19 protein-coding genes and 1 tRNA gene are annotated in these 19139 nt (G+C 68.7%); 12 read left to right on the top strand and 8 right to left on the bottom strand.

All coding sequences use genetic code 11. The features are described 5' to 3' along the window. The first annotated feature begins 29 nt into the window (after window positions 1–29). The 6 genes from ABUE11_RS01835 (at window position 30) to ABUE11_RS01860 (ending at window position 5720) form a co-directional block, all read left to right on the top strand. Window positions 30–581: a LemA family protein gene (locus ABUE11_RS01835; protein WP_367068722.1), complete on the top strand. Its 552-nt coding sequence runs from the start codon at window positions 30–32 to the stop codon at window positions 579–581. Beyond that, on the top strand, window positions 578–1945 hold the full coding sequence (gene rsmB, locus ABUE11_RS01840; protein ID WP_367067321.1) for a 16S rRNA (cytosine(967)-C(5))-methyltransferase RsmB: 1368 nt from the start codon (window positions 578–580) through the stop codon (window positions 1943–1945). The genes ABUE11_RS01835 and rsmB overlap by 4 nt, the downstream gene beginning before the upstream one ends. 34 nt (window positions 1946–1979) lie before the next feature. Continuing rightward, window positions 1980–2564, top strand: a complete 585-nt coding sequence (locus tag ABUE11_RS01845) for a DUF4390 domain-containing protein (RefSeq protein WP_367068723.1) — start codon at window positions 1980–1982, stop codon at window positions 2562–2564. After that, the gene (locus ABUE11_RS01850) at window positions 2561–4849 is read left to right on the top strand and encodes an ATP-binding protein (protein ID WP_367067322.1); all 2289 of its coding nucleotides are present in this window, start codon (window positions 2561–2563) and stop codon (window positions 4847–4849) included. The genes ABUE11_RS01845 and ABUE11_RS01850 overlap by 4 nt, the downstream gene beginning before the upstream one ends. A gap of 39 nt (window positions 4850–4888) precedes the next feature. Then, entirely contained in the window at window positions 4889–5581 is a 693-nt protein-coding gene (locus ABUE11_RS01855; protein WP_367067323.1) for a response regulator, read from the top strand. 63 nt (window positions 5582–5644) lie between these two features. Next, window positions 5645–5720: transfer RNA gene (locus ABUE11_RS01860), tRNA-Phe, on the top strand. Window positions 5721–5828: 108 nt separating this feature from the next. On the opposite strand, the gene rsmI is transcribed toward ABUE11_RS01860, so the two are convergent. Further along, window positions 5829–6752 (bottom strand): 16S rRNA (cytidine(1402)-2'-O)-methyltransferase, encoded by a 924-nt coding sequence (gene rsmI / locus ABUE11_RS01865; protein WP_367067324.1) that lies wholly within the window; start codon window positions 6750–6752, stop codon window positions 5829–5831. On the opposite strand from rsmI, the gene ABUE11_RS01870 reads away from it, so the two are divergent. From ABUE11_RS01870 to ABUE11_RS01880, 3 genes are read left to right on the top strand one after another with little or no spacing between them, the layout of a single operon-like run. After that, complete coding sequence (locus ABUE11_RS01870; protein WP_367067325.1) at window positions 6752–7153, top strand: YraN family protein; 402 nt, start codon at window positions 6752–6754, stop codon at window positions 7151–7153. The genes rsmI and ABUE11_RS01870 overlap by 1 nt on opposite strands. 59 nt (window positions 7154–7212) lie before the next feature. Next, the gene (locus ABUE11_RS01875; protein ID WP_367067326.1) at window positions 7213–7809 is read left to right on the top strand and encodes an SIS domain-containing protein; all 597 of its coding nucleotides are present in this window, start codon (window positions 7213–7215) and stop codon (window positions 7807–7809) included. Then, entirely contained in the window at window positions 7806–8462 is a 657-nt protein-coding gene (locus ABUE11_RS01880) for a BON domain-containing protein (protein ID WP_367067327.1), read from the top strand. Before ABUE11_RS01875 ends, ABUE11_RS01880 begins: the two co-directional genes overlap by 4 nt. A gap of 12 nt (window positions 8463–8474) precedes the next feature. Here the strand turns inward: ABUE11_RS01880 and ABUE11_RS01885 are convergent, their stop codons facing one another. The 4 genes from ABUE11_RS01885 to ABUE11_RS01900 form a co-directional block, all read right to left on the bottom strand. Beyond that, window positions 8475–9401, bottom strand: coding sequence for an NAD(P)-dependent oxidoreductase (locus ABUE11_RS01885; RefSeq protein ID WP_367067329.1), 927 nt, complete (start codon window positions 9399–9401; stop codon window positions 8475–8477). A gap of 68 nt (window positions 9402–9469) precedes the next feature. After that, the gene (locus ABUE11_RS01890) at window positions 9470–10606 is read right to left on the bottom strand and encodes a PilT/PilU family type 4a pilus ATPase (RefSeq protein ID WP_367067330.1); all 1137 of its coding nucleotides are present in this window, start codon (window positions 10604–10606) and stop codon (window positions 9470–9472) included. A gap of 30 nt (window positions 10607–10636) precedes the next feature. Then, the gene (locus tag ABUE11_RS01895; protein ID WP_367067332.1) at window positions 10637–11260 is read right to left on the bottom strand and encodes a cyclic nucleotide-binding domain-containing protein; all 624 of its coding nucleotides are present in this window, start codon (window positions 11258–11260) and stop codon (window positions 10637–10639) included. Between the two features lie 56 nt (window positions 11261–11316). Further along, on the bottom strand, window positions 11317–12360 hold the full coding sequence (locus ABUE11_RS01900; protein ID WP_367067333.1) for a type IV pilus twitching motility protein PilT: 1044 nt from the start codon (window positions 12358–12360) through the stop codon (window positions 11317–11319). 38 nt (window positions 12361–12398) lie between these two features. Between ABUE11_RS01900 and ABUE11_RS01905 the strand changes: the two genes are divergently transcribed. Genes ABUE11_RS01905 through ABUE11_RS01915 form a run of 3 tightly spaced genes read left to right on the top strand, consistent with a single transcriptional unit; the run spans window position 12399 to window position 15707 of the window. Next, window positions 12399–13124 (top strand): YggS family pyridoxal phosphate-dependent enzyme, encoded by a 726-nt coding sequence (locus ABUE11_RS01905; protein ID WP_367067334.1) that lies wholly within the window; start codon window positions 12399–12401, stop codon window positions 13122–13124. Window positions 13125–13169: 45 nt separating this feature from the next. Then, on the top strand, window positions 13170–14309 hold the full coding sequence (locus ABUE11_RS01910; RefSeq protein ID WP_367067335.1) for an aminotransferase class V-fold PLP-dependent enzyme: 1140 nt from the start codon (window positions 13170–13172) through the stop codon (window positions 14307–14309). 45 nt (window positions 14310–14354) lie between these two features. Next, window positions 14355–15707, top strand: a complete 1353-nt coding sequence (locus ABUE11_RS01915; RefSeq protein ID WP_367067337.1) for a DUF445 domain-containing protein — start codon at window positions 14355–14357, stop codon at window positions 15705–15707. 79 nt (window positions 15708–15786) lie between these two features. Here ABUE11_RS01915 and ABUE11_RS01920 read toward each other — a convergent pair whose 3' ends face one another. The 3 genes from ABUE11_RS01920 to ABUE11_RS01930 all read right to left on the bottom strand — a co-directional run bounded on the left by ABUE11_RS01920 (window position 15787) and on the right by ABUE11_RS01930 (window position 19128). Then, window positions 15787–16482: a MarC family protein gene (locus ABUE11_RS01920; protein WP_367067339.1), complete on the bottom strand. Its 696-nt coding sequence runs from the start codon at window positions 16480–16482 to the stop codon at window positions 15787–15789. Window positions 16483–16530: 48 nt separating this feature from the next. Beyond that, on the bottom strand, window positions 16531–18030 hold the full coding sequence (locus tag ABUE11_RS01925) for an FAD-linked oxidase C-terminal domain-containing protein (protein WP_367067340.1): 1500 nt from the start codon (window positions 18028–18030) through the stop codon (window positions 16531–16533). A 204-nt stretch (window positions 18031–18234) separates the two neighbouring features. Further along, window positions 18235–19128 carry a LysR substrate-binding domain-containing protein gene (locus ABUE11_RS01930; protein ID WP_367067342.1) on the bottom strand — a complete coding sequence of 298 codons (894 nt, stop codon included), beginning with the start codon at window positions 19126–19128 and terminating at the stop codon, window positions 18235–18237. Between the last annotated feature and the right edge of the window lie 11 nt (window positions 19129–19139).

Below are 19139 nucleotides of genomic sequence, written 5' to 3' on the forward strand. Positions count from 1 at the left end.
TTCTTTTTGCGGACCCCGCACGCATGACTATGTGGACTTACTCGATTGTTCTGGCCTTGCTCCTGTTCTGGGCAGTTGGTGCCTACAACCGGCTGATACGCCTGCGCTCGGCCGTGCTCCAGGCCTTTGGCGCGCTCGATGCGCAGCTCGTGCGCTGGGTGGCCCTGCTGGCCGAATACGAGGCGGCGCGCCGTCTGCCCGACGGTGAGGGCGTGCCGCGCAGCGCCGCGGACGACGCCCATGCCGCCCTGGTCGCGGCGGCCACGCAGCTCAGCGCCTCGCTGGCCGTGGCGCGCGCGCGTCCGCTGGACGAGGGCGCGGTCGCGGCCCTGGCCACCGCCGACGAGGTGCTGGAGACGGCATGGCAGGCGCTGCTGCGCGCGGCCGCACAGGCCAGCGAGGGCGTTGCGCCGCCCGCACTCGCGCCCTGGATACACCAGCGCGAGCAGCTCGCCCTGCACACGGGCGAGGCCCGGCGCCAGTACAACGTGGCCGTGCAGCACTACAACCAGGGCGTGGGCCAGTTTCCCGCGAGCCTGCTGGCCTGGCTGTTCGGCATGAAGAAGGGGCGTTCGCTGTGACCGCAGATTCCCACCCGTCATCGGCTCATGCGTCGGTGGCCTTGAGCCGACTGCTGCAGGCCACGGCCACGGCGCTGCAGGCCATACGCGCCGGACAGTCGGGCACGGCCGCGCTGGAGGCGGTGGAGCCCGCGCTGCGCCCGGGCGTGCAGGCGCTCTTGTTCCAGGTGCTGCGCAACCTGGGGCGCGCCCAGGCACTGCGCGCCCGGCTGGCCGCGCGCAAGCCGCCGCCGCGCGTGGATGCCCTGCTGTGCACGGCCCTGGCCCTGGCCTGGGACAGCGCGGCCGCGCCCTATGAACCGCACACCCTCGTCAATCAGGCGGTGGAGGCGGCCAAGCGCGACGCGGCGACGCGCCCGCAGGCATCGTTCGTCAACGCCTGCCTGCGGCGCTTTCTGCGCGAGCGCGAGGCCCTGGTCGGCGCGACGCAGCAGGACGAGCAGGCGCGCTGGAACCACCCCGCGTGGTGGATCAGGCGGTTGCGCCAGGACCACCCGGGGCAATGGCAGCAGATCCTGCAGGCGAGCAACGAGCCGGCGCCCATGGCGCTCAGGGTTTCTGCGTCAAAAACGACCCCGGCGCTTTACCAGCAAGCGTTGGAAGCTATACAAATTGAATCATTCCCGGTGGGGGAGCAAGGCCTGGTGCTGCGCCGCCCCGTGCCCGTGGGCCAGTTGCCGGGCTTTGCCGAGGGCCTGGTCTCGGTGCAGGATGCGGCCGCGCAGATGGCGGCGCCGCTGCTGCTGCAGGGGCTCGATGCCGGCCGGCCCCTGCATGTGCTCGACGCCTGCGCCGCGCCCGGCGGCAAGACGGCCCATCTGCTCGACTGCGCGCGGGCGCTGCAGGCACCCTGGCGCGTGACGGCCCTGGAGGTGGACGCGCAGCGCGCCGAGCGCATCCACGACAACCTGCGGCGCCTGGGCCTCGCGGCCCAGGTGCTCGTGGCCGATGCCGCGCGCCCCGAGGACTGGTGGCAGCAGGCGAGTGCGGGCGAGCCCTTCGACGCCATCCTGCTCGATGCGCCGTGCACGGCCTCGGGGATCGTGCGCCGTCACCCGGACGTGCGCTGGCTGCGCCGCGAGAGCGACGTGGCTCAGCTCGCCGCGCAGCAGGCGCGCCTGCTGGCCGCGCTGTGGCCGCTGCTGCGCCCCGGCGGACGCATGCTGTACTGCACCTGCTCGGTGTTCCGTGCCGAGGGCGATGCGCAGATCCAGGCGTTTCTTGCACGCAACACCGACGCGTCTTTGCTGCCCTCGCCGGGCCACTTGTGGCCCGGGAATTCGGACAAGCGCGATGGGCTCCGGGACAATGGGCCGGGTGAACACGACGGTTTCTTCTACGCCCTGCTGCACAAGACCGCCTGAGCGGCGCGCACGCCGCGGCGTGGCCCTGCGCGCGCTGCTCGCGGGCCTGCTGCTGCTCTGGCTGGCGCTGCCGGCCGCGCGTGCGCAAGGCCATGGCGGCGAGGTGAGCGAGCTGCAGCTGCAGCGCAGCCCCGAGGGGCTGTACCTCTCGGCGGCGCTGCAGCTGGAGCTGCCCGAGCTGGTGCGGGACGCGCTGCTCAAGGGCATATCGATCCACTTCACGACCGAGGCCGAGGTGCTGCGCGAGCGCTGGTACTGGTCCGACAAGGTCATGGCGCATGCCACGCGCTACCTGCGCCTGAGCTACCAGCCGCTGACCCGCCGCTGGCGCCTGATGCAGTCGCCCGTGCCGTTCGCGGCGACGGGCCTGGGCGTGTCGCTGGGCCAGAACTTCGACGAGCTGTCCGACGCGCTCGCGGCCATTCAGCGCGTCTCGCGCTGGAAGATCGCGGAGCCGGGCGTTCTCGACGACGACAGCGACTACACCGTGCGCTTCGAGTTCCGCCTGGACCTGTCCCAGCTGCCGCGGCCGCTGCAAATCGGTGCCGTGGGCGGATCGAGCTGGAACGTGGCGCTGTCGCGCAGCGTGCGCCTGCCCGCGCAGGAGGGGGCGCGATGAACGCGCCCGAGGCGCGCCCGGCGGCCTCGGCGCGGCGTGCGGCCAGCCGCGCCCGCGCCATGCGCTGGGCCCTGGGCCTGGGCGTGGGCGTGATGGCCGCCATCGGCCTGGTGCTGCTGTTCCTGCTCACCCTGGCCACCAACAACCGCGCCCTGTACGAGCGCAACTACTCCTGGCTGCTGGGCGTGAACGTGCTCGTGGCCCTGGCGCTGCTCGCGGTACTGGTCTGGGGTGCGGTGCGCCTGGGCGTGCGCCTGCGGCGCGGGCGCTTCGGCAGCCATCTGCTGATCAAGCTGGCCACCATCTTCGCCCTCGTGGGCGTGGTGCCGGGCCTGCTCGTCTACGTGGTGTCCTACCAGTTCGTCTCGCGCTCCATCGAGAGCTGGTTCGACGTCAAGGTCGAGGGGGCCCTGAACGCCGGCGTGAGCCTGGCGCGCGTCACGCTCGACACCATCGCCGACGACCTGGCCACCAAGACACGCAACGCCAGCAGCCAGCTGGCCCAGGTGCCCGATGCGGCCGCAGGCCTGGTGCTCGAGCGCATGCGCGACCAGCTCGGCGCCACCGACGTCGTGCTCTGGAATGCCTCGGGCCAGGCCGTGGCGGGCGTGGGCCAGTCGCGCTACGCCCTCAACCCCGAGCGCCCCACGGCCCAGCAGCTGCGCGTGGCGCGCCAGCAGCGCATCAGCTTCCAGATCGAAGGCCTCGATGACCTGACCGACCCGCTCGCGGCGGAGAACGCCCGCGTGCGCGTGCTCGTGCAGGTGCTCAATCAGGACGTGGGCCTGCTGGCCGAGCCGCGCTATGTGCAGGCCACCTTGCCGCTGCCCGTGGCGCTAGTGACCAATGCCATCGCCGTGCAGGAGGCCAACCGCGAGTACCAGGAGCGCGCCCTGGCGCGTGGCGGCCTGCAGCGCATGTACATCGGCACGCTCACGCTGGCGCTGTTTCTGGCCGTGTTCGGCGCCGTGCTGCTGGCCGTGGTGCTGGGCAACCAGCTGGCGCGCCCGCTGCTGGTGCTGGCCGACGGCGTGCGAGAGGTGGCGGCCGGCAACCTCGCGCCCAAGGCCGCGCTGCAGGGCAAGGACGAGCTCGGCGGCCTCACGCGCTCGTTTGCGCTCATGACCGAGCAGCTGGCCGATGCCCGCGCGGCCGTCGAGCAAAGCATGGGCGAGCTTGATGCGGCGCGCGGCAATCTGCAGACCATTCTGGACAATCTGACGGCGGGCGTGATCGTGCTCGACCAGCAGGGCACGGTGCGCTCCTCCAACCCCGGGGCCACGCGCATCCTGCGCGCGCCGCTCGCGGCCTTCGAGGGGCAGCGGCTCGCGGATGTGCCGGGCCTGGCGCATTTCGCGGCCACGGTGCAGCAGCATTTCGACCAGTTCGCGCTGGATCGCAGCTATCACGGGCTCGACCACTGGCAGCATCCCTTCGAGCTGCATGTGAGTGGCGCGGGGCTCGACGTGCAGGGCACCAGCCTCGTCGTGCGCGGCGCGGAACTGCCCAACCGCGAGCGCCTGCTGGTGTTCGACGACATTTCCGAGATCGTCTCGGCCCAGCGCGCCCAGGCCTGGGGCGAGGTCGCACGGCGCCTGGCCCATGAAATCAAGAACCCGCTCACGCCGATACAGCTGTCGGCCGAGCGCCTGGAGCTCAAGCTCGGCGGCAAGCTCCCGGATGCGGAGCAGGCCGTGCTGACGAAGTCGGTCAAGACCATCGTCGATCAGGTGGACGCCATGAAGCGTCTGGTCAACGAGTTCCGTGACTATGCCCGCCTGCCCGCCGCGGTGCTGCAGCCGCTGGACCTGAATGCGCTCGTGGCCGACGTGCTGCACCTCTACGGCCCGGAGACGGCGCAAGTGCCCGTGCAGGCCGAGCTCGACGAGCGTTGTCCGCGCATCCTGGGCGACGCCCAGCAGCTGCGCCAGGTCGTGCACAACCTGCTGCAGAACGCGCAGGACGCCACCTTGCTGCAGCCCGCGCCCGATGGCCATGCGCCCGCGCCCGTGACCATCGCCACGCGCTGGAGCGAGTCGGCGCAGCGCGTGCGCCTCACGGTCACCGACTGCGGCCCGGGCTTTCCCGCGCATATCCTTCAGCGGGCCTTCGAGCCCTATGTCACCACCAAGGCGCGCGGCACGGGCCTGGGCCTGGCCGTGGTGAAGAAGATTGCTGATGAGCATGGTGCGCGCATCGACCTCTCCAACCGCGTCGAGGGCGAGGTCGTGAGGGGCGCACAAGTGTCGCTATCATTCGCCCCTGAGAGGGTGGTGGCGCAATAACCACACCGCAGCGGGTGCAGCAAGGGTGCATTTACACACATGGCAAACATACTGGTAGTCGACGACGAACTCGGTATCCGGGATCTGTTGTCAGAAATCCTCAACGACGAGGGGCACAGCGTGGACTTGGCGGAGAACGCCTCGCAGGCGCGCAGCGCACGCCAGTCCAACCAGTACGATCTGGTGCTGCTCGACATCTGGATGCCCGACACCGATGGCGTGTCGCTGCTCAAGGAGTGGGCCATGGCCGGTACCCTGACCATGCCTGTGATCATGATGAGCGGACATGCCACGATAGACACGGCCGTGGAGGCCACGCGCATCGGAGCGTTTTCCTTTCTCGAAAAGCCCATCACCATGCAGAAGCTGCTCAAGGCGGTGGAGCAGGGCCTGGCGCGCAGCCATGGCACGCCCCAGCCGGCGGCCGCGCCCGCCGATGGCGCGACGGTGCAGCAGGCGGCCGGTGCCATGGGCCTGAACAACGCCCAGACCGCGGCGCCGGCCGTGTCTGCGGCGGACCTGCTTCCGGTGTCGCATCAGGGCTTCAATCTCGACAGACCGCTGCGCGAGGCGCGCGACGGCTTCGAGAAGGCCTATTTCGAGTTCCACCTCGCGCGCGAGGGAGGCTCCATGACCCGCGTGGCCGAAAAGACCGGCCTGGAGCGCACGCACCTCTATCGCAAGCTGCGTCAGCTGGGCGTCGACCTGGGGCGCAACAAGCGCAGCGGCTGAATCGAGAGAAATTTTCGGCTTTTGGGAAAGCCGGCATTTTTTGCGGTTAGAATCATAGGCTCAGGCCCGGTAGCTCAGTTGGTAGAGCAGAGGATTGAAAATCCTTGTGTCGGCGGTTCGATTCCGTCCCAGGCCACCAAAATTCCAGAAACCAACCACTCTCGGTTGGTTTTTTTTCGTCTGCGTTCCCCAGTGCTGGCGCGAATTCCGGGCATGGCCTCGCGAGCGTCACCGTCCGAGCCCTGCTTCAGACGTCTGCGTCTCGCTTGATGCGCAGCGCCTGCTCGTAGAGCGCATTGCGCGGCTGCCGCGTGATCTCGGCCGCGAGCCTGACGGCGGTCTTGGTGGGCAGCTCCGCCAGCAGCAGGCGCAGCACGCGCTCGGACTCGGCGCTGTTGTCCTGTTGCGCGTGCACGGGATGGAGCAGCACCACGAATTCGCCCTTGGTGCGCTCGGGAGAGCCCTGCAGCCATGCGGCGAGCTCGCTGGCCGCATGGGTGGTGATGTGCTCGAATTGCTTGGTGAGCTCGCGCGCCAGCGTCACCGGACGCTCGCCCAGGGCGGCCAGTGCATGTGCCAGATCGAGGATGCGGTGCGGCGCCTCCAGCAGCACCACGCAGCGTGGTTCGGCAGCCAGGCGCTGGACCGCGGCGGCGCGTTCGGCCCCCTTGGTGGAGAGAAAGCCCGCGAACAGAAAGCCACCGTTTTCAGGCGTGTGGGCGACGGCACCGGCGACGCTCAGGGCGCAGGTCACGCTGCTGGCGCCGGGCAGGGGCATGCAGCGCAGGCCTGCAAGCCCCACGGCGGCGACCAGGCGTGCGCCGGGGTCACTCACGCCGGGCGTGCCGGCATCGCTGACATAGGCGATGCGCTGGCCGGCCCGCAGGCGCTCTATGACGTTGTGCGCGGTCTGGGCCTCGTTGTGTTGGTGCACGGCCAGCAGCTGTCCGGCGGGCTTGTCGATGCCATAGGCGCGCAGCAGGGCCTGGGTGTGGCGCGTGTCCTCGCAGGCGACGGCGTCGGCCAGCTGCAGCACATGCAGGGCGCGCAGGCTGATGTCCGCCAGATTGCCAATGGGCGTGGCCACCACGTACAGGGCGCCCTGCGGATAATGCTGGTGTGATGCGGCGTCGTGCGCTGCACCGAGGGCGGAGGCAAAGGATGCGCTCAATGGGATTCCTTGGAAGATCGGGCAATGGCGATGCGCCTGCTGCGCACACCACGCGCTCGCTGGGACAGGCCGCGGAGGATCAGGCCTTGGCCCATCTGCGCGCCGCGGGTCTCGCGTTGGTGGAGCGCAATTATCGGACGCCAGGGCGTGGCGGCGGCGAGATCGATCTCATCATGCGCGAGCGCGACGGCACGCTGGTGTTCGTGGAGGTGCGCAGCCGCTGTGGTGCGGGCTTTGGCGGTGCGGCGGCGAGCATTGGCGCGACCAAGCGCCGGCGCATTGTTTTTGCGGCCCGGCATTACCTGCTGCGCTGGCCGGCGCCACCGCCATGCCGCTTCGACGCCGTGCTGATCGACGGTGGCCGCGTGCAATGGCTGCGTGCCGCCTTCGACGCGGGGTAGGTGAGGGCTATGCCGCTTGCTGCCAAGCCTGAAGCGCCGCCGGGTATCATTCGCGACCCATGCTCGAGCAACGCATACAACAGCATTTCATCGACAGCGCCGACCTGAAGTACCAGGCGGCACAGATCCTGGGTCAACCCATTGCCGCGGCCATTCAGGCGATCCTTGCATGCGTCACCAGTGGCGCCAAGGTGCTCGCCTGCGGAACCGGCCCATCGGCGGCGCAGGCCGAGCAGTTTGCGGCCCTGTGCGTGATGGGCTTCGAGCGCGAGCGGCCCGAGCTGGCGGCCCTCGCCCTGGTGCCCGATGCCCTGTGGGCCGCCCCATCGGTGGCGGGTGCGGACATTGCGGCCTTGGCACGCCAGGTGCGTGCGCTGGGCCAGGCCGGTGACCTGCTGCTCGTCCTCACCGCAGGCGGCGATGAACCGGCACTGCTCGATGCCGTGCAGGCCGCCCATGAGCGCGACATGACCGTGGTGGCCCTGTGTGGTCGTGATGGCGGCGCGCTGGCCACGTTGCTGCGCGAAACCGACGTGCTCATCAGTGTGCCGCACGACAGGGCGGCGCGCGTGCGCGAGGTGCATGCGCTGGTCTTGCATTGCCTGTGCGATGGCATCGATGCGCAGTTACTTGGAGAACAGGAGAACATGTTATGAAGCACCCAATGATGCGGGCCCTTTGCGCCATGCTGGCGGCGGTCACCGTCGCGGGAGGACTCGCGGCCTGCGTGCCGTTGGTGGTCGGTGGCGGGGCCGTTGTCGGCACCATGGTGGCCATCGACCGGCGCACGACGGGCACGCAGGTCGAGGATGAGGGCATAGAGCTGCGCGCAGTCAATCGTATCGGCGAGCTGTTGGGCGACCGTGCGCATGTCAATGTGACCAGCTACAACCGCCAGGTGCTGCTGACCGGCGAGGTGCCCACGGAGGCCGACAGTCAGAAGGTGGAGCAGGCCGTGCTGGCCGTGGAGAACGTGCGCTCTGTGGTCAACGACCTGGGCGTGATGGCCAACTCTTCGCTGTCTCAGCGTTCCAAGGACACCTTCATCACCGGCAAGGTACGCGCCAGCCTGGTCGATGCCAAGGACCTCACGGCCAGCGCCTTCAAGGTCGTGACCGAGCGCAACGTGGTCTATCTGATGGGACGCGTCACGCCGCGCGAGGCCAAGCGCTCGGCCGAGATCGCGCGCGGCGTCGATGGCGTGCACAAGGTGGTGCGCGTGTTCGAGGTCATCTCCGAGGAGGAGCTCGCGCGCATGACGCCTCAGCCGGCGCCCGTGACGCAGGACCCGGCGGCGACCAAGCCCTGACGGGGCGCTGCCTCAGGGCCGGGGCGGGCGCAGGCGGGTAATCAGACTGGAGGTGTCCCAGCGGTTGCCGCCCGCGCGCTGCACGTCGGCGTAGAACTGGTCGACCAGGGCCGTGACGGGCAGCAATGCGCCGTTGCGCTTGGCCTCGTCGAGCACCAGGCCCAGATCCTTGCGCATCCAGTCCACGGCAAAGCCGAAGTCGAAACGGCCCTCGACCATGGTCTTGCCGCGGTTGTCCATCTGCCAGCTCTGCGCCGCACCCTTGCCGATCACATCCAGCACCAGCGGCATGTCCAGCCCGGCCTGCATGCCGAAGGCGATGGCCTCGGAAAGGCCTTGCACCAGTCCGGCGATGCAGATCTGGTTGACCATCTTGGCGAGCTGCCCCGCGCCGCTGTCACCGATGCGCGTGAACGCGCGGGAAAAGGCCATGGCCGTGGGGCGCACGGCATCGAAGGCCGCCTGGTCGCCGCCGCACATCACCGTGAGCTGGCCGTTCTGCGCGCCGGCCTGGCCGCCCGAGACCGGCGCATCGATGAACTGCAGGCCGAGCGCGCGTGCGGCGGCATCGAGCTCGCGTGCGACCGCGGCGGAGGCAGTGGTGTGGTCCACGAAGATGGCGCCCGGCTGCATGCCGGCAAAGGCGCCATCGGCACCCAGCACCACGCTGCGCAGGTCGTCGTCGTTGCCGACGCAGCAAAAGACGATGTCTGCGCCCTGCGCGGCCTCGCGCGGCGTCTTGGCATGTTTTGTGCCGCTGGGGCCAGTGAATTCAGCGCACCAAGCTTCGGATTTTGTAGCGGTTCGGTTGTACACCGTGACCTGATGGCCGGCCGTGGCCAGATGGCCCGCCATCGGGTAGCCCATGACGCCCAGGCCCAGAAAGGCCACGCGGCGAGTGGGGGTGGGTTCGTAGCTGCGGGGGGTGATGCTGCGCATGTGTCTGATCTCCGGAAATGACAAGGCCCGCCCGCGATGGTAACGGGCGGGCCGCGGGGAAGACGCCTTCAGACGATGGCGAAATGCTCGGTGCCGGAGGCCAGGTCGGTGGTCTTGGCACGCTGGCTGGAGAGTTTGATCTGCAGGCGCAGGTCGTTGACCGAGTCGGCGTTGCGCAGGGCGTCCTCGTAGCTGACCATGCCGGCCTCGAACAGGTCGAACAGCGATTGGTCGAAGGTCTGCATGCCCAGGTTGCGGCTCTTCTTCATGATCTCCTTGATCTCGGCGACCTCGCCCTTGAAGATCAGGTCGGCGATCAGGGGGGTGTTGAGCATGATTTCCACGGCGGCCGCCCGGCCCTTGCCGTCCTGCTTGGGGATCAGGCGCTGCGAGACCATGGCGCGCAGGTTGAGCGACAGGTCCATGAGCAGCTGGGCGCGCCGCTCCTCGGGGAAGAAGTTGACGATGCGATCGAGCGCCTGGTTGGCGCTGTTGGCGTGCAGTGTCGCCAGGCACAGGTGGCCGGTCTCGGCAAAGGCCACGGCATGCTCCATGGTCTCGCGGTCGCGAATCTCGCCCATCAGGATCACGTCGGGCGCTTGGCGCAGGGTGTTCTTCAGCGCGGCTTCCCAGTTGTCGGTGTCCAGGCCCACCTCGCGCTGGGTGACCACGCAGTTCTTGTGCGGGTGCACGAATTCGATAGGGTCCTCGATGGTGATGATGTGGCCGAAGGAGTTTTCGTTGCGCCAGTCGACCATGGCTGCGAGCGTGGTGGATTTGCCCGAGCCCGTGGCGCCGACCAGAATGCACAGGCCACGCTTGGTCATGGAGACGTCCTTGAGCACCTCGGGCATGCCCAGACCGTCGATGGTCGGCAGCGTGAGGGGAATCGTGCGCAGCACCATGCCGACATGGCCCTGTTGAATGAAGGCGTTCACGCGAAACCGCCCTATGCCGGCCGGCGAGATGGCGAAATTGCATTCCTTGGTGCGCTCGAAGTCCGCGATCTGCTTGTCGCTCATGATCGAGCGCGCGAGCGTGAGCGTATGGGCAGGCGTCAGGGGCTGTGGCGAGACCTTGGTGACCTTGCCGTCCACCTTGATCGCGGGCGGAAACTCCGCGGTGATGAAAAGGTCGCTGCCCCTGCGGCTGATCATCAGCTTGAGCAGGTCGTTGATGAATTTGCTTGCCTGATCGCGTTCCATGTCTTCCTCCCTTTGTCGCGCCGGTCGGCGCTAGCCTTCACTCAGACGCGCGCTCACCACGCGCAGGCGCAGCGACAGCTTGCGCGCCAGCAGTGCCACCAGACTGGCGGCGAGCTGCGGATCCTGGGACACCATGTCGTCCAGTGACTGCGCGCTGAGCACGGCGATCTCACAGTCCGTGAGCGTGGTGCAGGTCGAGAAGCGCATGCCGCTGTCGAGCAGGGACATCTCGCCGAGGATGTCTCCGGGGCGTGTCTCGGCCAGGCGCAGCTGCTCGCCCCAGGGCTGGATGCGATCGACGGCAATGGTGCCGGTGAGCAGCACCACCATGAAGTTGCCGTACTCGTCCTGTCGGATCAGGTCGCGGTTGGATGCGACCGTGGCAAACACGAAGAAGCGGTCCATGCGCTCCATGGCGCTCTGATCCAGATGGGCCATGTGCCTGTCCCTGGCCCACAGATCCTGCAGCAGCCTGCCTCCGCGGCTCTTTGGCATGCGCCTTGCACCGACCTCCACGGCGCGGGCCTCCCAGGGCACGAGCCGTGACTCGTCCACGCCCTGGCTTGCGAACGCCGTGGTGAAGAGCGTGGAGTCGCCGGCGTCCACGTTGTGCTTGTGGCGCCTGGTGCCAAGCAGGCTCAGCATGCCTTTCATGGCGGGGCTCCGATGTGCGCGATGGGCATGGCAGCGTATCCGGTGAACGGCCTGTTTCAGCCCGGGAAGTTGTCCGGGATCTTGGCCTTGCTGCGTGCTTCCGCGGGACTGATGATGTTGCGTCGCACCAGGTCGGCCAGGTTCTGGTCCAGCGTCTGCATGCCGACGCTGTTGCTGGTCTGAATCGTGGAATACATCTGCGCCACCTTGGCTTCGCGAATCAGGTTGCGGATGGCACTGGTGCCGAGCATGATCTCGTGCGCGGCGACGCGGCCCGAGCCGTCCTTGAGCTTGCACAGGGTCTGCGAGATCACGGCCTGCAGCGACTCCGACAGCATGGCGCGCACCATCTCCTTTTCCTCGGCGGGGAAGACGTCGATGATGCGGTCTATGGTCTTGGCGGCGCTGCTGGTGTGCAGCGTGCCGAACACCAGGTGGCCGGTCTCGGCCGCGGTCATGGCCAGGCGGATGGTCTCGAGGTCGCGCATTTCGCCCACGAGGATGGCATCCGGGTCCTCGCGCAGAGCCGAGCGCAGCGCGGCGGAAAACGACAGCGTCATGGGGCCGACCTCGCGCTGGTTGACCAGGCATTTCTTGGATTCGTGCACGAACTCGATGGGATCCTCGATGGTCAGGATATGGCCATACTCGGTTTCGTTGAGGTGGTTGATCATGCCCGCCAGCGTCGTCGACTTGCCCGAACCCGTGGGGCCGGTCACCAGCACCAGGCCACGGGGCTTGAGCGCCAGATCGGCAAAAATCTTGGGGGCGTTGAGCTGCTCGAGCGTCAGGATCTTGCTCGGAATGGTGCGGAACACGGCGGCCGCGCCGCGGTTCTGGTTGAAGGCGTTGACGCGAAAGCGCGCCAGACCATCGATCTCGAAGGAGAAGTCGACCTCCAGAAACTCCTCATAGGCCTTGCGTTGTGCGTCGCTCATGATGTCGTACACCATGGCATGCACGGTCTTGTGGTCGAGCGGATCGACATTGATGCGCCGCACGTCGCCATGTACCCGGATCATGGGAGGCAGGCCCGCAGACAGATGCAGGTCCGAGGCCTTGTTCTTGACGCTGAAGGCGAGCAACTGGGTGATGTCCACAAATAATCCTTCGCACTTGATACGCTTGGCTACATATTATGACGATGATTGACAGCAACCTCCAGGGCGTGCGCGCGCGCATCGCGCGGGCCTGCCTGACGGCCGGCCGTGCGCCCGATACCGTGGCGTTGCTCGCCGTGTCCAAGACCTTCGGCCCCGAGGCCGTGCGTGAGGCCGCGCTCGTGGGCCAGCGCCTGTTCGGCGAGAACTACATCCAGGAGGCCGTGGACAAGATGGCCCGGCTGGCCACCATGGACCTGCCGCAGCCGCTGGAGTGGCACTGCATAGGCCCGATTCAGAGCAACAAGACGCGCCTGGTGGCCGAGCATTTCGACTGGGTGCACACGGTCGACAGGCTCAAGACAGCCGAGCGCCTGTCGGCGCAGCGGCCCGATGGCCTGGCGCCGCTCGAGGTGTGCATACAGGTCAATGTCGACGGCGGCGGCACCAAGTCGGGGGTGGCGCCGCAGCAGGCCCTGGAGCTCGCGCGCGCCGTCGCGCGGCTGCCCCGCCTGCGGCTGCGCGGCGTGATGAGCATTCCCGACCCTCTGCCCGATGCCGCGGCCGAGCTGGCCGTGCACCGGCGTGTGCGCGAGCTGTTCGACGAGCTGCGCACGCAGGGCGGCCCGGGCTTCGAGGCGTTCGACACCCTGTCGCTGGGCATGACCGCAGACCTTGAGGCCGCCATCGCCGCGGGCAGCACCATGGTGCGCGTGGGCTCGGGCATCTTCGGCGCGCGTGATTACGGCGCGCGACCAGCCTGAGGTGCTAAGCTGGCCCGTCACATCAATGGAAATGGAGTTGCCCTCATGCCCGGTCTGTTGCCCGACGTCGATCCCGATGGCCTGCTCGAATTCTCTGTGGTCTATACCGACCGCGCGCTCAACCACATGTCCCGGCGCTTCGTCGGCGTGATGCAGGACATTCTGGGCACGCTCAAGCAGGTCTACCACGCGCACACCGCCGTGCTCGTGCCCGGCAGCGGCACCTTTGGCATGGAGGCCGTGGCGCGTCAGTTCGCCAACCAGAAGAAGGTGCTCATCGTGCGCAATGGCTGGTTCAGCTACCGCTGGAGCCAGATCTTCGATGCCGACAAGGGCCTGGGCGGCGGGGCCGTCGTATGCAAGGCGCGCCGCCAGGGCGCGGGCGCGCAGGATCCCTGGGCGCCCTGCCCGGCCGAGGAGGTGGCAGCCGCCATCCGCGCCGAGCGGCCCGCCGTGGTCTTTGCCCCGCATGTGGAGACGGCCAGCGGCATCATGCTCTCCGACGACTACATCCGCACCGTGAGCGCGGCCGCGCACGAGGTGGGGGCGCTCTTCGTGCTCGACTGCGTGGCCTCGGGCGCCATGTGGGTGGACATGCAGGCCACGGGCGTGGATGTGCTCATCAGCGCCCCGCAGAAGGGCTGGAGCAGCTCGCCCTGCTGCGCCATGGTCATGCTCAGCGAACGCGCGCGCCAGGCCATAGAGGCCACGCAAAGCTCGAGCTTTTCCTGCGACCTGAAGAAATGGATGCAGATCGCCGAGGGCTACGAGAAGGGCCAGCATGCCTATCACACCACCATGCCCACGGACGCGTTGGTGCAGCTGCGCGACGTGATGCTGGAGACGCGTGACTATGGCTTTGCCAAGGTGCGCGCCGAGCAGATCGAGCTGGGCGCCAAGGTGCGCGCGCTGCTCGAGTCGCGCGGCTTTCCGAGCGTGGCCGCCGAGGGCTGGAAGGCGCCCGGTGTGGTCGTGAGCTACACCACCGACCCGGGCATCCAGAGCGGCAAGAAGTTTCTCGAGATCGGCCTGCAGACCGCCTCGGGCGTGCCGCTGCAGTGCGACGAGGGCGCGGACTTCCAGACCTTCCGCATCGGCCTGTTCGGGCTCGAGAAATGGCACAACGTGGAGCGCACCGTGGGCCATCTGGCGGCGGCGCTCGACAGGCTGGCCCCGGGTCGCTGATTCTGGCCGCCGGCGCGCGCCGTGGCGGCCGCCGGCACCCGCTCCATGCCCGACCCACAGCCCACCACTGACACACCCGCTGGCGCAGCCGCTGATGCGCAGGCGGGCGGCGTGCCGGAGCGCCAGGCCCAGCTCGTGCGCGCCAAGCGCCAGGCCACGGGGCTGCTCGTGGCCGTGGTCTGCGTGTTCGCGCTCACCTATCTGCTGCCGCCCGGCCTGCTGCAGGCCTGCCTGCGCGCCATGTCCGAGGCGGCCATGGTGGGCGCGCTGGCCGACTGGTTTGCCGTCTCGGCGCTGTTTCGGCGCATACCGCTGCCCGTGCTGCAGCGCCACACCGACATCATTGCGCGCAACAAGGAGCGCATAGGCGGCAATCTCGCGGGCTTTGTGCGCGACAAGTTTCTCGACGGCCCCTCGCTCGTGGCCATGATCCGCCGCCATGACCCGGCCGGCATGCTCGCGCAGTGGCTGGCCGAGCCCGCGAATGCCGGACTGCTCGGGCGCCAGGTGGGGCGTCTGGCGCTCACGGCGCTGGACACGGTGGAGGACGCGAAGATCCAGTCCTTTCTGAGCCAGGCGGCGCGCGCCCTGCTCGGGCAGATCGACCTGTCGCGCTCCATGGCCGCGGCCCTGGGCGCGCTGACCTACGAGGGGCGCCATCAGGTGCTGCTCGACGACCTGCTCGAGCGCCTGGGCACCATGGTGCGCAACGAGGAGACGCGCGCCTTCGTCGCCGACACGCTGGTGCAGTGGCTGCGGCGCGAGCACCCGCTCAAGCAAAAGCTGCTGCCCACCGACTGGCTCTCGGGCAAGGGCGCGGCCGCCATCACCCATGCCGTGGACACGCTGCTCAAGACCGTGGCCGAGGACCCGCGCCACGAGCTGCGCGAGGCGCTGGACGCCGGCGTGCAGCGCCTCATCACGCGCCTGCAGACCGACCCGGACTGGGCGCGCCGCGCGCAAGACGTGCGCGCCTACCTGCAGAACGACGAGCTGCTGGGCCGCTACGTGAGCGAGCTCTGGGCCGACATGCGCGCGCGGCTGCGCGCCGACCTGGCCAACAGGGATTCGGAGCTGTCACGCCGCGTGGCCGCCATGGGCCAGTGGCTGGGCCTGGCGCTGGCCGGTGACGCTGCCCTGCGCGTGCGCCTGAACGTGCGCCTGCAGCTGTGGGTGGCCAGCTTCTCGTCCGAGCTCGCGCAGTCCGTGGCCGAACATATCCGCACCACGGTGCAGCGCTGGGACGCCCAGGAGATGGCGCGCCTGGTGGAGCTGCACATAGGCCGCGACCTGCAGTACATCCGCATCAACGGCACGGTGGTCGGCGGCGCCATAGGGCTGCTGCTGTTCGCGCTGTCGCATGCGGGCGCCCTCTGGGCCTTGGTCACGGCAGGGTGAACTATTGATTTGATAGCTGCCGGCGCTTTATGGTTGGGCGCTGGAGCCGTTTTTTTGCCTTGAGTTTGACCTGCGGCCATCAGCCCGCGTTCATCACGCCGAGGATCAGGACGCGCGCGCCGCTCCAGATGATTTCCACGCCCACGCACAGCAGCATGAAGGCCATGAGGCGCAGGAACACGATCTGCCCGGTCTCGCCCAGGCGCTGCAGTACGCGGTTGGCATAGCGAAACGTCAGCGCCACCAGCATCCCGAGCAGCACGGCGCCCACCAGGCCGCCGGCGATGTTGACCATGGTCTCCGTCACGCTGCGCCGGGAGTGCAGGCTGGCGCCGACGGCGATGGCCACGGCGATGGAGCCGGGGCCGCAGGTCAGCGGAAAGGTCAGCGGGTAGAAGGCCTTGATGCGCACGCGGTCCTCGCTCAGGGACTGGGCCATCTGGGTCGTGTCCTCGCTGGTGCTCTGCTGCGCGTTGAGCATGCGCCAGGCGATGGAGGCGACGATCATGCCGCCGGCCACGCGCACCACGGGCAAGGACACGCCGAAGAAGTCCAGCAGGTAGGAGCCGCTGAGCATGGCGCCGGCCAGCAGCAGCGCGATGTTCTTGCCAATGCGCCGCGCCAGGGCCGCGCGCCCGCCGTCGCTCATGCCGCGCGTGAGGTCCACGAACACCGGCGCCGTCGCCAGCGGGTTGATGATGGGCAGCACGCCCGCCAGGGTGAACAGCAGGCTTTTGCCGAAGGCGAGCAGCAGGTGTGGGAGGGGCAGGTCCATGCGCGCTACTGTACGCGCGCCGCAGCGCCGCAAATGGCGATGCGGTGACTAAAAGCGCGGCAGATCCGGGTGCGCAAGGCGCCCGCCGCGTACCAGCATCTTGCCGTACTCGGCGCAGCGGTTGAGCGTGGGGATGACCTTGCCGGGGTTGAGCAGGCCGGACGGGTCGAACGCGTGCTTGAGGGCGATCATCTGCGCGTTCTCCTCGGTGGTGAACTGGGTGCACATGCTGTTGAGCTTTTCCACGCCCACGCCATGCTCGCCCGTCACGGTGCCGCCCATGGCCACGCTGGTCTCGAGGATGTCGGCGCCGAACAGCTCGCAGCGGTGCAGCTCGTCCGGGTCGTTGGCATCGAACAGGATCAGCGGGTGCAGATTGCCGTCGCCGGCATGGAACACGTTGCAGCAGCGCAGGCCGTATTTCTTCTCCATCTCCTGGATGGCGAGCAGGATGTCGGCCAGGCGTTTTCTTGGGATGGTCGAATCCATGCACATGTAGTCGGGGCTGATGCGCCCGCTGGCTGGAAAGGCGTTCTTGCGCCCGCTCCAGAAGCGCATGCGCTCGGCCTCGTCCTGGCTCACCGAGATGGCGGTGGCGCCCGCGGCGCGCAGCACCTCGCTCATGCGGCCTATCTCTTCCTCGACCTCCTCGGGCGTGCCGTCGCTCTCGCACAGCAGGATGGCCTCGGCCGTGAGGTCGTAGCCGGCCTTGACGAAGTCCTCCACGGCCGCGGTCATGGGCTTGTCCATCATCTCCAGGCCCGCGGGGATGATGCCCGCGGCGATCACCGCGGCCACGGCGTCGCCGGCCTTCCTCACATCGTCGAAGCTGGCCATGATGCAGCGCGCGAGCTGCGGGCTCGGTATCAGGCGCACCGTGACCTCCAGCGCCACGGCCAGCATGCCCTCGCTGCCGATGGCTGCGGCCAGCAGGTCGTAGCCCGGCGTGTCCAGGGCCTCGCTGCCGAAGGTCACGGGCTCGCCCTCGGCCGTGAAGCCTCGCACGCGCAGCACGTTGTGCACCGTCAGGCCGTATTTCAGGCAGTGCACGCCGCCCGAGTTCTCGGCCACGTTGCCGCCTATGGTGCAGGCGATCTGGCTGCTCGGGTCGGGCGCGTAGTACAGGCCGTGGGGGGCCGCGGCCTCGCTGATGGCCAGGTTGCGCACGCCGCATTGCACGCGCGCCGTGCGGCTCACGGGGTCGACATCGAGGATGCGGTTGAACTTGGCCAGCGACAGCGTCACGCCCATGGCGTGCGGCATGGCGCCGCCCGACAGGCCCGTGCCCGCGCCGCGTGCCACCACCGGCACCTGCAGGCGGTGGCAGGTCTTGAGCACGGCCTGCACCTGTTCCTCGGTCTCGGGCAGGCAGACGACCAGGGGGCGCTGGCGGTAGGCCGTGAGCCCGTCGCATTCATAGGGGGTGGTGTCCTCGGACTGCCACAGCAGCGCATGCTGCGGAACGCAGGCCGAGAGGGCCTGCACGACTTCTTGCTGGCGCGCGGCACGTTCGGGGGCGGAAGCGGTGGGGGAGGGGCTGCTGCTCATGGGGCGCAACTGTAGGCCAGACGGCGCGTCCATGGCGTGAGTTTTCTTGCAGAGCGGTGTGAACGGGCTTGTGCCGTTCGCTATTTTAATAATAGCTTGTAGCGCTTTATGGACGGACGCTGGAGCCTTGTTTTGCCTACATTTTCCTGTGCCGATCGGAATGGGTGCAGCCCCGGCGAGGGCGCGCAGCGGCTCGGGCGGATGTCACGCCATGGCCCGGCGCAGCCAGTCGGCAAAGGCCGCGCATTCCCAGCGGTCCATGGTGCCGGTGTGCCAGCACAGGTAATGGGCGTGGGGGCTGGGGGCGTCGATGTCGAACAGCCGCACCAGCGTGCCCTGCTCCAGCCAGGGCGCGGCGAGCTTCAGGCGCGCCGGGGCCACGCCCATGCCGGCGGCGGCGGCGTCGCACATCAGGCCCACGTCGTTGAACTGCGATCCCTCGTTGGGCTCGGCCCAGTCCAGGCCGACGACGGCAAACCAGCTGCGCCAGGGCTCGAGCGGGCTGCGCAGCAGGGGCAGTCCCTCCAGGTCCTCGGGGCGGTCGAAGGGGCCGTGCTCGCGCACGAAGGCGGGCGAGGCCAGGGGCGTGAGCACATCGCGCGAGATTTCCACATGCTCCACGTCGGCATAGTGGCCGGGGCCGTAGCGCACGACCAGGTCGGCATCCTCGGCCAGCACGTCCAGCAGCGGGATGGAGACATGCAGCGCCAGGTCGATCTCGGGGTAGGCCTCGGTGAACTGGCGCAGGCGCGGGATCAGGATGGCGCGCGCGAAGGTCGGGGTGACGGCGATCTTCAGGCGCCGCTTGCCCGGCGCTGCACCGCCGCCCGGAAAGTGCTGCAGCGCGGTCAGGCCCTCGCGCACATGGGCCAGGTAGGCGCTGCCGTCGGTGGTGAGGGAGAAGTCGGCACGCCCGAACAGGCGCGTGCCCAGGATCTGCTCGAGCTGCTTGACGCGGTGGCTCACCGCGCTGGGCGTGACGCACAGCTCGTCGGCCGTCAGCGTCACGCTGCGCAGCCGCGCCAGGGCCTCGAAGGTCAGCAGGCACTGGATGGGCGGTATGCGTCTTGCGGCGCTGGCGCTGAACGAGGCGGCCATGGCGGCGGGCG

The organism is Oryzisolibacter sp. LB2S (assembly GCF_040732315.1).
Taxonomy (GTDB): domain Bacteria; phylum Pseudomonadota; class Gammaproteobacteria; order Burkholderiales; family Burkholderiaceae_C; genus Alicycliphilus; species Alicycliphilus soli.

Bases quoted from the DNA above. Each gene is read 5' to 3' on its own strand.
- ABUE11_RS01870 (WP_367067325.1), top strand. From the start codon at position 6,752: ATGGGATTCCTTGGAAGATCGGGCAATGGCGATGCGCCTGCTGCGCAC.
- ABUE11_RS01835 (WP_367068722.1), top strand. From the start codon at position 30: ATGTGGACTTACTCGATTGTTCTGGCCTTGCTCCTGTTCTGGGCAGTT.
- ABUE11_RS01930 (WP_367067342.1), bottom strand. From the start codon at position 19,128: ATGGCCGCCTCGTTCAGCGCCAGCGCCGCAAGACGCATACCGCCCATC.
- ABUE11_RS01895 (WP_367067332.1), bottom strand. From the start codon at position 11,260: ATGAAAGGCATGCTGAGCCTGCTTGGCACCAGGCGCCACAAGCACAAC.
- ABUE11_RS01905 (WP_367067334.1), top strand. From the start codon at position 12,399: ATGACGATGATTGACAGCAACCTCCAGGGCGTGCGCGCGCGCATCGCG.
- ABUE11_RS01890 (WP_367067330.1), bottom strand. From the start codon at position 10,606: ATGGAACGCGATCAGGCAAGCAAATTCATCAACGACCTGCTCAAGCTG.
- ABUE11_RS01880 (WP_367067327.1), top strand. From the start codon at position 7,806: ATGAAGCACCCAATGATGCGGGCCCTTTGCGCCATGCTGGCGGCGGTC.
- ABUE11_RS01910 (WP_367067335.1), top strand. From the start codon at position 13,170: ATGCCCGGTCTGTTGCCCGACGTCGATCCCGATGGCCTGCTCGAATTC.
- ABUE11_RS01920 (WP_367067339.1), bottom strand. From the start codon at position 16,482: ATGGACCTGCCCCTCCCACACCTGCTGCTCGCCTTCGGCAAAAGCCTG.
- ABUE11_RS01885 (WP_367067329.1), bottom strand. From the start codon at position 9,401: ATGCGCAGCATCACCCCCCGCAGCTACGAACCCACCCCCACTCGCCGC.
- ABUE11_RS01915 (WP_367067337.1), top strand. From the start codon at position 14,355: ATGCCCGACCCACAGCCCACCACTGACACACCCGCTGGCGCAGCCGCT.
- ABUE11_RS01875 (WP_367067326.1), top strand. From the start codon at position 7,213: ATGCTCGAGCAACGCATACAACAGCATTTCATCGACAGCGCCGACCTG.
- ABUE11_RS01855 (WP_367067323.1), top strand. From the start codon at position 4,889: ATGGCAAACATACTGGTAGTCGACGACGAACTCGGTATCCGGGATCTG.
- ABUE11_RS01925 (WP_367067340.1), bottom strand. From the start codon at position 18,030: ATGAGCAGCAGCCCCTCCCCCACCGCTTCCGCCCCCGAACGTGCCGCG.
- ABUE11_RS01850 (WP_367067322.1), top strand. From the start codon at position 2,561: ATGAACGCGCCCGAGGCGCGCCCGGCGGCCTCGGCGCGGCGTGCGGCC.